This is a genomic window from Bacteroides caecicola, assembly GCF_023337095.1.
Classification (GTDB): domain Bacteria; phylum Bacteroidota; class Bacteroidia; order Bacteroidales; family Bacteroidaceae; genus Phocaeicola; species Phocaeicola gallinarum.
Genome location: NZ_JAMBLM010000006.1, coordinates 90063 through 105116, shown reverse-complemented (window position 1 = coordinate 105116; position 15054 = coordinate 90063). Strand labels below are relative to the sequence as shown.

Below are 15054 nucleotides of genomic sequence, written 5' to 3'. Positions count from 1 at the left end.
CGTAAACTGTTGTTTTAATTAGAATCGGATGCAAAAATATGCCTGTAAAAATTGGAATGCCGTAACAAATGTTACGCGCTAAATATAAGGAAGCAGACGTTAATCTTTTTTAAGGATAATCTTGTTCGACTGGTTGATGACGGTTCCTTCGTTTCTTAGTTCGGATAACACTCTTGATAAAGAAGGTCTGGCTACCCCCAATATGCGTGCCACCCATTGTACATTATCTATTTTCCCGTGTTTATGAAGGTATTCGATAACGCGCTCTTTTAATGATTGCAGGTTTTCTTCGCGAATCCTTTCCGACAGGCGATAACAACGGTCTGACAATATCTTGATAAAGTTCGTCATTAACATCTTGTCGTTATGCAATAGGTTTAAGAACGCTGATTTATCAATAAAGAGAAACGTGCAGTCCGTTTTTGTCACGATATTGACAGGAAATGAATTAACTTCTCCATAAACAAAAGCCGGTGCCAATACCAGTGGAGCTGTGATGGTTTCGATTATTACCTCCTTGTCATTATTTATCATGTTGGTATATACACAACCCTCGATAAGAATGATAATATCGTTACACGTATCTCCCATGTGGGCTACGTAATAATCCGCAGTCCGTCTGCGCAGGCGGTAATAAGTCGTTGATAAAAATGTTTCTATCTGTAATTTACTACAACCTTTAAAGAGAGGTGCCCTGATTAATAAATCCGTCAGATTCATAAAGATGGTTGGTCTTTTATTAATTGATAATCCTTGAAAGCATCAGTCGGTCAGCATCAGTCCTATACCTTTTACTGTTTTGATTTGCACAGTCTCATCGGCAGCCAATAGTTTGCGGAGCCGTGATATGAAAACATCAAGGCTGCGCGAAGCAAAATAATCTTCTTCCGTATCCCATAGTTGGGCGAGGATTGCTTCGCGCTTTACTACCTCTCCTTTATTTTCATAAAGCAGTTGCAAGAGGCGGGCTTCGCGTTCGGTTAAAGTTTTGTCGGGTTCGTTCCGGTGATGTAACAAAGCATGAGCCGCATCGAATGAGAATAGCTTGCCGATGGGATACAGTGTATGGGTATCGCGTGCTTTTATGCCTTTCGTCAAGCGAATCAATGCCGTGATATGCGCATTCAGCTCTTCTGCCAGAAAAGGCTTTTTGATGTAGTTATTAACACCCAGTTCATAACCTTCTACCACGTCTTTCGGCGATACACGTCCGGAGGTGAACAGAATCGGTGTCGTACCGTCGGTTTCACGGATGCGGCGCACCATTTCATAACCGTCCATTACCGGCATTTCGATATCAGACACGATGACATCCGGATTCCACTCCTGCCATAAGCGTAATCCCTCTTTGCCGTCGGTTGCCGTTTTTACTTCATAACCGCCTATCATGTCTTCCAAGCCTCCCCGGATGATGTAACACAAATTGGCATCGTCTTCCACTAACAATAACTTTATCATATCTTTTCTTTTTCTGCTTTTTCTTTAGATGGCAACAGCAGCGTAAAAACGCTGTATTCGCCTTCGATGCTTTCTACCGTTATTTGTCCGTCGTGTGCTTCGGCTACTCGGAATACGTAGTTCAGTCCCAGTCCGAAGCCCGTTGCGCCTCCTTTGCGGTTACGTTCGGTAGCCGAGGCACGTTCATACTTCTCGAATATCTTCGACTGCTCTTTCAGCGGGATGCCGAAACCATTGTCGCGGATGCTGATGTAGTCTGTTCCGTCTGCACGTGTCCCCGATGAGAGAATGATTTCCACCTCCTCGCCCGAATATTTCACGGCATTGTCTATCAGGTTGCTCAGTGCCTCTTTTAAGAACTCATGGTCTGCGTATACGGTTTCTGTTGTCAGATTCCATACATAGGTTACTTTCTTCGAAGCATTGGCTTTGTATTTCTCTGCCAAATCCTCCAATAGAGGACGTAGCGGGCAGTCGGTCTTAGTCAGCTTCAGCCGATGGTTTTCCAGCTTCGAGAGCGTCAGCACCTTGTTAGTCAGCGCCAGCAAGTGTTCGCTTTCTTCCCTCAGGATGCGGAAGTACCGGGCTTTCTTCTCCGGCTGGTTGTCTAATCGTCCGGTTTCGAGTATCTGCGTTCCCATTAAGATGGAGCTGAGCGGGGTTTTCATATCGTGAATCATGGCGTATGAGAAGTCTTCGCGTAACTTGGCTATCTTGTCTTGCCGGATGATGATGCGTATCTGGTAAACGATACAACTGATGACGAGTACCATTATCAGTGCCGTGGCTATCAGCAGCATGGTCATCCGCTGTACGATCAGCCAGTAGGGATTGGTGATGATGCCTTGCAGGAATCGGCTCTTTTCGAAGTTGATGGGTACGGGACTGGTCTTTAATGTTCCGTGGGCATTGATGTCCGTTTTGCCGGAGCTGCGGATAACATTTCCCGAAGAATCTATGACGCACGAGAATACCTTTGCATGAATATCAATCGAGTCGAGTATATGGGTATAGATGGAATCCAAATCGGTTAGAGATACTTCCATCTTCAGTTCCTTTAACACGGCTTTCTGGAAAGCGATATGCAGGCTTGACATGAGCCATTGGTTTGCGCGGTTTTTCATCATATCCGCTGAAAGCGTATCGGGGTCTTCTTCAAGATATATGGTAAACGTGGTATCTTTGGAAGACATCATCTTTTTGTATTTCTCCATGCGGCAGAACACTTCCTGCAAAGCTGCATCTTTAAACAGCGCGTCGCTTTTCATCAGCAGGCTTTCTTCCGTCAGTTTATAGGTATTGGTCAGCCAGACATATTGTAACTCGATTATTGCCAGTAGTCCGATAACGGCAATCCAGCGGATGTGTTTTATCTTTCCCATATTAACCTAACATTAACCTCGCGTTAACCATGAAAGCAAAAGCTGCTTTCTATCTTTGCGAAGTCAAAGATAAAGAAAATATTAAAAACGAATTGATATGAAAAGATATTTTTTGATGAGCATCTTGTTATTGGCTGGTGTGTTGACGAGCCTGAGCATGGCACAAACGTTGTCGGGGAAAGTGACAGACAGCCGGGAACGACCGATTGACGGTGCTACGGTGGTGCTCCAGCGTATTGATTCAACGTTTGTTGATGCTGCCGTGACAGACACTGCCGGATTCTTTTCTTTGAATCAGGTGCCGGAGCATTATCGTTTGATTTTCCAGCATATTCTGTACGACACGGTGGAAAAAGAAGGTACGGGAAGCGATGCCGGCGTAACGGTGCTGAAGGAAAAAGATTATGCGCTGGGCGAAGTGGTGGTGAAGGCAGACCGCCCGCTGGTAAAGGTGGAGGGCAGCCGGCTGACTTACGACATGCCGCAACTTACTGCCAATAAGCTCGTAACGAATGCTTATGAAGCGATAAAGGAACTTCCGGGCGTGATGGAACAGAACGACGTACTGACACTTGCCGGAACTTCTTCGCTGAGTATCATATTAAACGGGAAACCGTCGTCGATGACTTACGAACAACTGACAACTCTCTTAAAGGCGATGCCGGCTTCGCGCGTGGAGCGGGCGGAAGTGATGTATAGCGCTCCTCCGCAGTACCACGTGCGCGGCGCGGTTATCAATCTCGTGCTGAAAGGTTATAAGGAAGGCGAAGGAGGTTTGCAGGGCGAAGTGAACGGCAGCTACGTGCAGTTGGATGAGGCGGGTGGAAACGGCGGTGTAACGTTGGCCTATACCTCGCCTAAGTTTGATGTCGACTTTATGTATAATCTTAACGACCGTTACAGCCGTCAGTCGATGGAGTTTGACGCACTGCATACGGTAGCTGGCGAAACGCATGAGATTCACCTGTCGGACAACGGCGAAGGTAGGGACATCAGCCACTTGTTCCGCTTGGGAGGCGCCTATAAGTTCAGTGAAGGAAATCAGCTTGATTTGAATTACACCACAAACTTTACGCCCAACGGTACTAACGATTTACGGGCATGGGGAAATATTTCCAACTCGCGGAACTACCACGAAAGCGACGAACAGATGCACAATGCCGCGTTGAGCTATACATCCGATTTCGGGCTGAAAGCGGGTGCCGACTATACGTTTTATAAGAATAAAGATACGCAAGATTTCTCCGATACAGGAACAGACGGGCAGGAGTCTGCTTTTATCAGTAACTCCGAACAGCGTATCGACCGATGGAAAGTGTATGCCGACCACAGCCTGACGCTTCCGAAAGACTGGACACTGAATTACGGGACATCGTTTACCTACGTCAACGACCGGAACATGCAGCGTTACAACCTGCCCGAAATGAGCAGCGATAACACCGACAGCCGCATCGATGAATATACCTATAATGCGTATGTGGGTTTCGACAAGAGTTTCAATCCACGGTGGAGTCTTAGCGCGTCTGCCGCCGTAGAGTATTACAAGATGGAAGATTACGAAAAGTGGGCGGTTTATCCCACGATGCAGTTGAGTTACGTGCCGTCTCCGTCGCATATCCTTCAGCTTTCTTTCAGCTCGGATAAAACTTACCCCGACTATTGGACGCTGAGCGGAACGGTGGGCTACCTCAACGGTTATCAGCAGTCGGTGGGAAACGCCTATCTGAAACCCTATACCGATTACAGTGCTGCGCTGACATACATCCTCAAGAGTAAGTATATCTTTCAGGTGAGTTACGATTATCAGCCCGATTATTTTATGCAGATGGTGTACCTCGATTCCGAACGCCTGCGGTCTGTGTATAACTACCAGAACTGGGATTACAACAACCAGTTGATTCTGACAGCCGTTATTCCGTTCAAGGTAGGCGGGTGGTGGGACAGCCGATTGACGCTGAATGCCCTGTTCGGACATGCCAAAGCGAGTCATTACTACGATGCACCCTTCGATAACCGGCAGTGGACCGGCATCGGTTCGTGGACGAATACATTCATCCTCAGCCAAAAGCCGAACATTAAGTTCGAAGTCACCGCTTTTGGTCAAACCAAAGCCTTGCAAGGCAGTTACCGTATTCAGCCGATAGGTTCTGTCAATGCAACCCTGCGCTATACCTTTGCCGGAGACAAAGCCATGATTCAACTGAAAGGAACCGATATTTTTAATGGATATAACCATTTCAATATGAAAGTGCGCAACGGGGCGCAGCATCTCGACATGGGTGTGGCAAACTATCAGCACGGTATTACCCTGTCGTTCAGCTACAAGTTCGGCGGATACACCAAGAAAGAATCAAAAGATGTAGACACCTCCCGGTTTGGTTTGTAACGGTCTGTTTGGCGGTGAAAAATTCTACCCATAGAACCGGCCAACGCTATGGGTAGAACCGGTCAACGCTACCGCATGAGATGACCAACGCTTGCGGTAGCGTTTTGAGGGGGATGAGCGTAGACGATATCCCTTTGGAAATGAATCAAAAGCAAAATACTCATGTTTAGGTATTGCGCCTGCCCGAAATCACCTTTTAATACCTAAAAGTGGGTATTGCCGCAGCTGTGGGCGATTCGTACTTTTGTAAACCAAATAAAGGATGAGATGGTTTGCAAAAGTATATACGTACTTCTTTGGTTCATAACATTGGGTAATGTATCTTTTTTATGGGGGCAGACATTTGCGTTTAGAGGTGTTGTGTTAGATAAACAGACCCATCAAACGTTAGATTATGCAACGGTTCAGTTATTTGTTGGGAAACAAATTGCTTATGGAGGCATTACAGATGCGAACGGGCGTTTTGAGCTCCCCCACATCCGGCCCGAAACTTATCGGGTGGTTGTTTCGTATTTAGGATATGATACCGTAGAAAAAGAAGTAAAGGTTGTTCAGGATATTTCAGAAACGTTTTATTTAAAGTCTTCGGCAACGGCGCTGAACGAGGTTGTCGTAACCGCTTCCGAGTCGAAGTACGCCGCCAGTGCATCCATAATCGACCGCACGGCGATGAAACACCTTCAGCCCAGCAGTTTCAGCGACTTGATGGAATTGGTACCCGGAGGTAAGTCGGCCGACCCCCAGATGGGGCAGGCAAACCTGATTCGTATCCGCGAAACCGGTCAGACATCGGCGCTTTCTTCGTTGGGCGTGGGGTTTTTCGTCGACGGTGTATCCCTGAATACAGATGCCAACCTGCAATACATGCCGGGCAGCACCTCCAGCGTAAACGCCACCAGCACGATGGCGAAAGGAGTGGATATGCGTACCCTTTCCACCGACAATATCGAGAAGGTGGAGATTATCCGAGGTATTCCTTCTGTGGCGTACGGAAACGTGTCGAACGGCGCAGTGATTATCCAGCGCAAAACCAGCGAAAGTCCCTTGTCTGCACGCTTCAAAGCCGATAAAACCAGTAAACTGTTTTCGGTAGGTAAAGGAATCAGGCTGGACGGCAACGGACGTTATATTTTAAATGCCGATGTCAATTATCTGGATGCAAAGATTGACCCGCGCAACAGTGTGAAAAACTATACGCGCTTCACGGCGTCTGCCCGTTTGGATAGCAAGTGGCTGTGGAACGAGCGTAACATCCACTGGAATATCAGTACCGATTATACCGGTTCGTTCGACGATGCAAAACGTGACAAGGATGCTACCGTAAAAGAAGACGCTTACAAGTCGGATTTCAACAGCCTGAAGGTGGCAGGCAAATGGAATATGAAGTTTCCCGACCGTTCATGGATTCGGGAGATAAACCTGACCACCTCCGTCAGCCAGCAATGGGAGAAAATGCGTGAAACGAAATCGGTCTCCCTCAACCGTCCGGCAGCCATATCCATTCAGAAAGAAGAAGGAGAATCTGACGGTATCTATTTACCATACAATTACGTGGCACAAATGGAAATCGACGGTAAGCCCTTATACGTTACGGCTGCGGCACGCACCCGCTTGGCTTTTCCTGTCGGCATGTTGCGTAACGAGACGAACATGGGCGTGGAGTGGAATTATCAGAAGAATTTGGGCGAAGGACAAGTGTTCGACGTCACGCGCCCCATCAGTGAAAGCATGAGTACCCGTCCGCGTCGTTTTAAAGACGTGCCGGGGCTGCAACCTTTTGCCTTCTATGCCGAAGAGGTTTTACATCTTCCCGTACAAAGCCATAAACTGTCTCTTACGGCGGGTGTCCGCTTGCAGTCGCTGTTGGGGCTTGACAGCCAATACGAGATGAAAGGCAAGGTATATCCCGACCTCCGTCTGGATTTGCAATGGCGTTTGCCTGCATTCAATGGATGGAATATCACTTTTTCCGGCGGTTTGGGATGGATAAGCCGTATGCCTACCATTTCGCAGCTTTACCCCGACCTGAAGTATGTCGATTTGATTCAGTTGAATTATTATCATACCAATCCCGATTACCGTCGCATCAACATGATGACGTATAAGTGGGACAATACCAATTATCAGTTAGAGCCGGCACGTAACCGGAAGTGGGAGGTTCGCGCCGATATAGGCTATAAAGGGAATCGCTTGTCTGTTACTTACTTCCGCGAGCGGATGAACAACGGTTTCGGCGACCTGACATATTACAAATCGCTGGCTTATAAACTCTATGACCCGTCGAGTATTGACGGCTCTACGCTGACTGCTCCTCCTGAACTGTCGGAACTGGCTTATACCGACGAATATAATCTTGACGTATATTCTACCGTGGGCAACGTGATGAAAATGGAGAAAGAAGGCGTGGAGTTTCAATTCTCATCCAAACGAATCGAACTGCTGAAAACCCGCGTTACGGTGTATGGGGCGTGGATAAAAAACATTTATAGCTCAGACGTTCCGAAATATAAGGCTTCCTCCATTTTGCTGGATAATAAGCAGTTGGAATACGTTGGATTATACGAGGGCGAAGAAGGAACAGAAAGTCAGGCGTTTAATACCAACTTTATGTTTGACACCTATCTCCAGCGTTTGGGCTTGACCTTTTCAACTTCACTGCAATGTACATGGTACACTAATCGCCGTAATCTGTGGAACGACGGTATGCCGGTAAGTTACATCGACCAGTCGGGCGAAACCTATCCTTTCCGTGCCGAAGACGCAGAAAACATCCAGTTGCAGCATCTGGTAGAAAAGTATTCGGCTACCTATTTCGAGCGTACCACCGTGCCTTTCTACATGGATGTCAACTTAAAGGCAAGCAAGCGAATCGGTAAATACCTGAATCTGTCGTTTTACGTAAACCGCATTTTGGGCATTTATCCCGATTACACCTTGAGGGGAGTATTGCAACGCCGGACACCGGAATCGCCTTATTTCGGCATGGAAATGAACTTGACTTTTTAATAATCTAAAATAAAAAAGTAATGAATATGAAAAAAAATCAATTAGCTCTGGCTGTTCTCTTTGCGGCAGCATTGGGATTCAGCGCATGTAGTGACGACGAAGGAGTAAGCATGTCCGACGTAAGTATTTCTGCCACTGTAAATACAACAATCGAGGGGTTGCAGATAACCTCCGGTACTTATACATTCGAGAACGTGAATACATCTGCTAAGACCGATGTAAGTTATCCTACCAGCCTTATTCAGTTAGCGGATGGATTATATAACGTTACTTTCATCGGGAAGGGGACGTATTCGCAGAACGGAACTTCGGTAGAGGTAAACGTGCAGGGAGTACAGCAGAACGTGACAGTTTCGGGCGGTTCGTGCAAGCTGGACTTGACGGCACACGTGGTGAATACAGGCGATGCCGACTTCGTGATTGCCGAAATATTCCTCCCCGGAACTTATAACGAGGCCGGAAAGCAGTATAACGGAGACCAATACGTGCGCATCTACAACAACTCGGATACGGTTCTGTATGCAGACGGACTGGTATTCATGGAATCGCAATTCACCACCACACAGAAATATCAGTCGGTAGACCCGGATATCATGAACGAAGCGATTGCGGTAGGTTCTGTGGTAGTAGTACCGGGCAACGGAACAGATTATCCGGTACAACCGGGAGAGTCTTTTATTATCTGCGATAACGCCATCAACCACAAAGAGGCTAACCCGAACTCCATCGACCTGAGCAATGCCAACTTTGAATGGTACATCGAATCGAAACAAGACGTAGACAATCCGGCTGTTCCCAATATGGATATCTATTATTGCTATACCAAGACCATCTGGATACTGAACAAGCAGGGTAACCGTGCTTATGCCATCGGCAGACTGCCCGAAGGAATGACGAAAGAACAGTATATCGCAGATTATACTTACGACTACACGTATGTATTGCAAAGCGGAACGGTAAGCAAGCCTCAGAGCAAATATAAATTCCCTAACGAATGGGTGATAGACGCTGTGAATATCGGTGCTACCAATGAATGGCAGTGGAATGTTACAGCTACCGAACTGGATATGGGGCATACCTATATCGGCGTAAATAACACCGTGGCAGAAAACATCGGCAAGTGCGTAATGCGTAAGGTGGCTTATACGGATAATGACCGCGAGGTACTGCAAGACACGAACAACTCTACCGTTGATTTCACGCCGGCTGCCACTCCGAGTTTGTTTGCCGAATAATCAGAAACGTTTTTGTTGACATAATAAATCTTTGTTGTTTGTTTTATGATACGAATCCGGATGCGAATAGTTATAACGTTATTGGTTGCTTTCATTGGGACGAATGTGCAGAAAACCGTCGGACAAACGGTTGCCGATACGCTTTCATTGCCTGATAAGGTAATCCGTATGGGCTCGTTCGCAACCGGATTTCGCGGTGAAGTATGGCAGAATCCGGCACTGTATTATTATTACACTCCGTATACGTGGACAAGTGTGGATGTAAACGCCGTCCGTCATGATAAGGGCAGGGCAGCTTTGAAGCAAGAAGGCGATAACGATGCTCACGTCGGAGTAGATGTACATTCGTTTGTTATTCTGTCGGAGCATAATCGGGTGTTTGGGTCTGCCGGATACCGAAGCCGGAAACAAGACAATGTATTGTGGAACGAGAACATCGACTGGGAGTTGGTGGCTCCTTATGTAACAGGCGATTCAATAGGTGGTTTCCTGAAGGGAGAGACTTATTATTTCAATGGTGGATATGCCGATGAATCGGGGCGTTGGACATGGGGACTGACCGGAGGTTACAGAGCTTCTCATAATTATCGGGATAAAGACCCACGTCCGCGCAATACGGCTTCCGATCTTTCTTTCTCCGCAGGAGGAGGCTATCGTTTGGGTACGTATCGTATAGGAGTATCCGCCGATTTCCGGTACTACCAGCAGAACAGTGAGATTTCGTTTCTTGCCGACAAAGGTTCTACTTCAGTATACCATGTATTGGGGCTGGGGATGGATTATGCGCGTTTTGCAGGGAATCAGACCGGAACAAAATATCAAGGTATGCAGTGGAAAGGAAGTGTGGGCATCCTGCCGGCAGATGCGGAACAGGGAATATCTGCCGTGGTTTCAATGGGACACATGGCTCTGGATAAGAAACTGAGCAGTGCCAATAATCTCACATTGCTGGAGCTGGGTACTACAAACTTGGATGGGAATGTGAGTTGGCTGCGGACTTCTTGGAAGGGAAATACTTTCGGTGTAAAGCTGAAAGCGAAATATACAGTCCGTAAGGGAACGGAAAATCTCTACGGTGAGGCTGGCGGGAGTTCGTACGGAACACTGATTAGTACCTCGCCGGGGATAAAGATTGCCGACAGCAGGATTTCGGCAGAGGGACTGTGGGAGAAACTTCCGTATGGTGAACGGACATGGGGCGGAGCAATCATCCCTAACGTTACTTGTCATCGGTGGAGGGCCGATTACAACACGGTGTCTCGTTTCGTCCATCTGTCGGCATTGTCCGGTTCGTTGCGTGCCCGTTTGCACTATCAGATAAACCGTTTGCAGTTGGCGGCAGAAGCCAACGGCGGTTATTACGCCAACCTCTCGGCTGAATATGCTTTGCCGGGATTGGATACTTCGAAATCATCGGCACAAACCTTGTTGGCGAATATCACTTACTTGTCCGACAGTTACGGCTGGACAGGAGTCCGCTTGCAGGGAAACTATCCGATAAAGAAATACAGTTTGTCGTTGTCATTCCAATGGCAGGGCACTTATTATAAAAAATGCGGAACGGCCCGGTATGCCGCTTGTTCACTGGGCGTCTTTTTCTAAAACTAAAAATGATAATGTATGAAAACTAAATTGATGGTTGCTGCCGCTTTTATGGCAGCTATGGTAATGATTACCTCTTGTGGAAACAGTAATAAGCAAAGTCAGTCTGAACAAACGGAACAGGCTGCTCCGTCGGCGTTAAGCATTGATGATTTGCTCTCGGATGCCGATTCGCTGGTAAACAAGGAGGTAACGATTGAGGGGATTTGTACACACACTTGCAAGCATGGCGCTACGAAAATGTTTTTGATGGGCAGCGACGATACCAAGACGATCCGAGTAGAAGCCGGTCCGTTAGGCTCGTTTGATACCCGTTGCGTCAATGCCATTGTCACGGTTACCGGAACATTGAAAGAGCAGCGCGTTGATGAGGCTTATCTGCAAAACTGGGAAAGCCGGCTGAAAGCGCAGACCGAAAAATCTCATGGCGAAACGGCTGCCGGATGTGATTCGGAGAAGAAAGCACGCGGCGAAACAGCGAATACTCCCGAAGCACGCATTGCCGATTTCCGTGCGAAGATAGCTGAAAGAAAAATAGCTACCGGAAAAGATTACCTCTCGTTCTATTACTTGGAAGCAAGTTCTTATGAAATTCAAGAGTAAAGGAGCGGCGTTTCGCAAATGGAGTAGGACGGTTCATCGCGAACTGTCATTCTTCTTTGCCGGAATGATTCTGATTTATGCTGTCTCAGGTCTCGTAATGAACCATCGGGATAGCATAAATCCTCATTATACGGTTACGCGGAAAGAGTATAAGGTAACAGCGGACTTGTCTGACAAAAACAAGGTGAATGACAAGGTGATTCTGGCATTGCTGGAACCGTTGGACGAAGCGGAGAATTTCACCAAATATTATTACCCGAAACCGGATAGGATAAAAGTTTTCCTGAAAGGAGGCTCCAGCTTGGTGATTGACACCCGGACGAACGATGCGGTGTATGAAGGATTGAAGCGCCGTCCGCTCATCTCCCCGATGGTGCAGCTTCATTTTAATCCCGGCAAATGGTGGACCTGGTTTGCCGATGCTTTTGCTGTCTGCCTGATTTTAATCACCCTTAGCGGCATTGTGATGATTAAAGGGCCGAAGGGATTATGGGGCAGGGGAGGTATAGAACTGGTCATCGGTATCCTGATACCGGTCATCTTCCTTGCGTGTTTTTAAAACTTGTTGATAATCAGGGCGCCAGCTGTGATGGTTAGTCCTGTAAAATTCATGCGGTAGAATTGGTCGGTTCTATGGGTAGAATTCATCAGTTCTATGGGTAGAGTTGGTTCGTCCTATGGGTAGAATTTTTCAAGGTATCAAAAAACGGAAAAAGATATAAAGAATGAGTGCAATAATAGAATGTAAAAACCTGACTCATTATTACGGCAAACGTAAAATTTATGAGAACCTGAGCTTCGATGTACCTCAGGGACGTATTTTAGGACTGCTGGGTAAGAATGGTACAGGGAAAACAACAACTATCAATATTTTGAGCGGTTATCTTCAACCGCGTTCAGGGGTGTGCCGCATATTCGGAGAGAATATTCAAACCATGAATCCCGCCCTGCGCCGGAACATCGGTTTGCTGCTGGAAGGGCATGTTCAGTATCAGTTTATGAACATTACACAGATAGAGAAGTTTTATGCTTCTTTCTATCCGGGGCAATGGAAAAAGGAGGCATATTACGACTTGATGAATAAGCTGAAAGTGGCTCCGGGGCAGCGCATCTCGCGCATGTCGAACGGGCAGCGTTCGCAAGTGGCGTTGGGGCTGATTCTTGCCCAAGACCCCGAACTTTTGATTTTAGACGATTTCTCTTTAGGGCTTGACCCCGGCTATCGTCGGCTTTTTGTCGACTATCTGCGCGATTATGCTCGCTCTGAAAATAAAACCGTTTTCCTGACTTCTCATATTATTCAGGATATGGAGCGGCTGATTGATGACTGTATCATTATGGACTACGGTTCTATCCTTATCCAGCAGCCTGTTGAAACATTGATGAAGAACCTCCGACGATATACTTGTACCGTACCCGAAGGCTATCAGCCTCACTTGCCGGAGAGCTGTTATCATCCGGCGGTGATTCGGCAGACACTGGAAACCCATTCTTTCCTTCCGCCTGCCGAAATGGAGGGACTTTTGAAACAGTCGCAAGTCCCCTATACCGATTTGCGGTACGAACACGTAAGTCTGGAGGACGCCTTCATCGGGCTTACCGGAAAGTATTAACATTAAACAGAAAAAGAGAAACGTATGATACAAGCCATATTTTATAAAGAGTGGATAAAAACACGCTGGTATTTGCTGTTGGCCACCCTGTTCATGATAGGAATCACGGGATACTCCATGCTTCGCGTCAGTCGCGTGATAGCCATGCAGGGAATCGACCATCTGTGGGTGGTTATGGTTCAGAAAGATGCCATATTTGTTGATTTGTTGCAATATGTTCCGCTGCTTACCGGTATCCTGCTGGCAGCCGTACAGTTTTTTCCCGAAATGCAACGCAAGTGCTTGAAGCTGACTTTGCATCTGCCTTACTCGCAGAAGAAGATGATTCTGGCTATTCTGGCTTTCGGGCTGCTTGCGCTGGCTGCATGTTTCGCCACGAGTTTCATCATCATGGGCATTTACCTGCCCCAGCACTTTACGGGCGAGTTGGTTCGGCATATTCTGCTGTCGGCAGTTCCGTGGTTTCTGGCAGGTGGTGCAGGCTATTTGTTTGTGGCGTGGATTTGTCTGGAACCCACATGGAAACGCCGGGTGCTGAATCTGATTATTGCCGCATTGATTTGCCGCATCTACTTCTTGGCTCCGGCACCCGAGGCCTATAACAGCTTCCTGCCCGTGCTGACCCTGTACACGCTGCTCATCGCTTCGCTTTCATGGATTTCCGTGGTGCGGTTTAAAGCCGGTAAACAAGACTGATTAATGATTAAAAAATGAAACAAAGATGATTCGATTCAGTAAAATATTTCTTTATCTCACCGTGGCGGTTCTGCTGGTATGGCAGTTGCCGTGGTGTTACGCATTCTTTACAGCCAAACCGGTGAAAACCCCGTTTACGATGTACAGCTCGGTTTTGGGCGACTTCATATTCATTCAGACGGACGCGAACAAGCAAATCCGACGCAGCGATACAAAGGGAAACACCTATACGCAGCAACAGGTAGACAGCCTGCTTCCTTCGTTTTATGTGCGTCAGCTTACGGCAGACGAGCGTTTTCCCGATACCATTTGCGGCAAAGCAGTCAGCCCGAAAGACATTCAAATGACGAACTTTACCTTTAAAAGTGTGCCGTCGGCAATCAACGCTCCCCAAACGGGAATTTATTTCCTGATGGAATCGATGTCCAAGCGGGTGGAGCTGAAGATGCCCGATGACGCTTTCCGTTTTACCAGTAAAGGCATTGAGTTTATCCGCATGGAGACAAACCGGATAGACGAACCGAAAAGCAAGCTGTTTACCGACATGTTGCTCCAAAAAGGTTTTGTTTTTCCCGCCAGCTATGCTTCGGGCAATCCTACCACCCGTAAAGATTACGACGAAGGATACTTGGTGCTGGACGCTAACCACCAACTGTTTCACTTGAAATGTACGAAAGGCCGTCCGTATGTAAAAGCCATTCGGCTGCTCGACAATGTGCGTCCGGAATACGTCTTCATCACCGAATTCCGCAGCCGTCAGACGTTAGGATACATGGTAGACAGCCGACATCATTTCTATGTGATTCAGAGCGACGGGAGTGTCATCAAATCTGCCATTCCCGCTTTTGACCCCACAAAAGATGAATTGACCATTTTCGGAAACATGTTTGATTGGACTGTGAAACGTTCGACAGACAAAGATGATTACTACTATGCCTTAGATGCCACCGACTATTCGCTGATAAAAGAATATGCTTATAAAGACATACGTCGTTCGGTTCCGGGGCTGTCGTTTACATCTCCTGATGATAAGTTCGTAAAACCCCGGTTTTGACAGGCATACTTCTGTTTCT

The 15054-nt window shown here is 47.1% G+C and carries 12 protein-coding genes; 9 read left to right on the top strand and 3 right to left on the bottom strand.

Annotated features, from left to right (window positions below):
- Window positions 1-99: 99 nt before the first annotated feature.
- From M3085_RS07660 to M3085_RS07650, 3 genes are read right to left on the bottom strand one after another with little or no spacing between them, the layout of a single operon-like run.
- Window positions 100-720, bottom strand: a complete 621-nt coding sequence (locus M3085_RS07660) for a Crp/Fnr family transcriptional regulator (protein ID WP_249052707.1) — start codon at window positions 718-720, stop codon at window positions 100-102.
- Between the two features lie 42 nt (window positions 721-762).
- Window positions 763-1458 (bottom strand): response regulator transcription factor, encoded by a 696-nt coding sequence (locus M3085_RS07655; RefSeq protein WP_249052706.1) that lies wholly within the window; start codon window positions 1456-1458, stop codon window positions 763-765.
- On the bottom strand, window positions 1455-2840 hold the full coding sequence (locus M3085_RS07650; RefSeq protein ID WP_249052705.1) for a sensor histidine kinase: 1386 nt from the start codon (window positions 2838-2840) through the stop codon (window positions 1455-1457). Before M3085_RS07650 ends, M3085_RS07655 begins: the two co-directional genes overlap by 4 nt.
- 97 nt (window positions 2841-2937) lie before the next feature.
- Between M3085_RS07650 and M3085_RS07645 the strand changes: the two genes are divergently transcribed.
- The 9 genes from M3085_RS07645 (at window position 2938) to M3085_RS07605 (ending at window position 15035) form a co-directional block, all read left to right on the top strand.
- Window positions 2938-5226: a TonB dependent receptor gene (locus tag M3085_RS07645; RefSeq protein ID WP_249052704.1), complete on the top strand. Its 2289-nt coding sequence runs from the start codon at window positions 2938-2940 to the stop codon at window positions 5224-5226.
- A gap of 267 nt (window positions 5227-5493) precedes the next feature.
- Complete coding sequence (locus tag M3085_RS07640) at window positions 5494-8232, top strand: TonB-dependent receptor (RefSeq protein WP_204500278.1); 2739 nt, start codon at window positions 5494-5496, stop codon at window positions 8230-8232.
- 20 nt (window positions 8233-8252) lie between these two features.
- Window positions 8253-9467, top strand: coding sequence for a DUF4876 domain-containing protein (locus tag M3085_RS07635; RefSeq protein WP_191710708.1), 1215 nt, complete (start codon window positions 8253-8255; stop codon window positions 9465-9467).
- A 60-nt stretch (window positions 9468-9527) separates the two neighbouring features.
- Window positions 9528-11069, top strand: coding sequence for a DUF6850 family outer membrane beta-barrel protein (locus M3085_RS07630; RefSeq protein WP_410554404.1), 1542 nt, complete (start codon window positions 9528-9530; stop codon window positions 11067-11069).
- A gap of 18 nt (window positions 11070-11087) precedes the next feature.
- Window positions 11088-11672: a hypothetical protein gene (locus M3085_RS07625; RefSeq protein ID WP_249052700.1), complete on the top strand. Its 585-nt coding sequence runs from the start codon at window positions 11088-11090 to the stop codon at window positions 11670-11672.
- Window positions 11656-12231, top strand: coding sequence for a PepSY-associated TM helix domain-containing protein (locus M3085_RS07620; protein WP_148330999.1), 576 nt, complete (start codon window positions 11656-11658; stop codon window positions 12229-12231). Before M3085_RS07625 ends, M3085_RS07620 begins: the two co-directional genes overlap by 17 nt.
- A gap of 166 nt (window positions 12232-12397) precedes the next feature.
- A complete protein-coding gene (locus tag M3085_RS07615; RefSeq protein WP_072546072.1) occupies window positions 12398-13285 on the top strand; it encodes an ABC transporter ATP-binding protein in 888 nt (295 codons plus the stop codon).
- A 24-nt stretch (window positions 13286-13309) separates the two neighbouring features.
- Window positions 13310-13981, top strand: coding sequence for a hypothetical protein (locus M3085_RS07610; protein ID WP_072546071.1), 672 nt, complete (start codon window positions 13310-13312; stop codon window positions 13979-13981).
- Window positions 13982-14006: 25 nt separating this feature from the next.
- Window positions 14007-15035: a DUF4857 domain-containing protein gene (locus M3085_RS07605; protein WP_249052699.1), complete on the top strand. Its 1029-nt coding sequence runs from the start codon at window positions 14007-14009 to the stop codon at window positions 15033-15035.
- The last annotated feature ends 19 nt before the right edge of the window (window positions 15036-15054 follow it).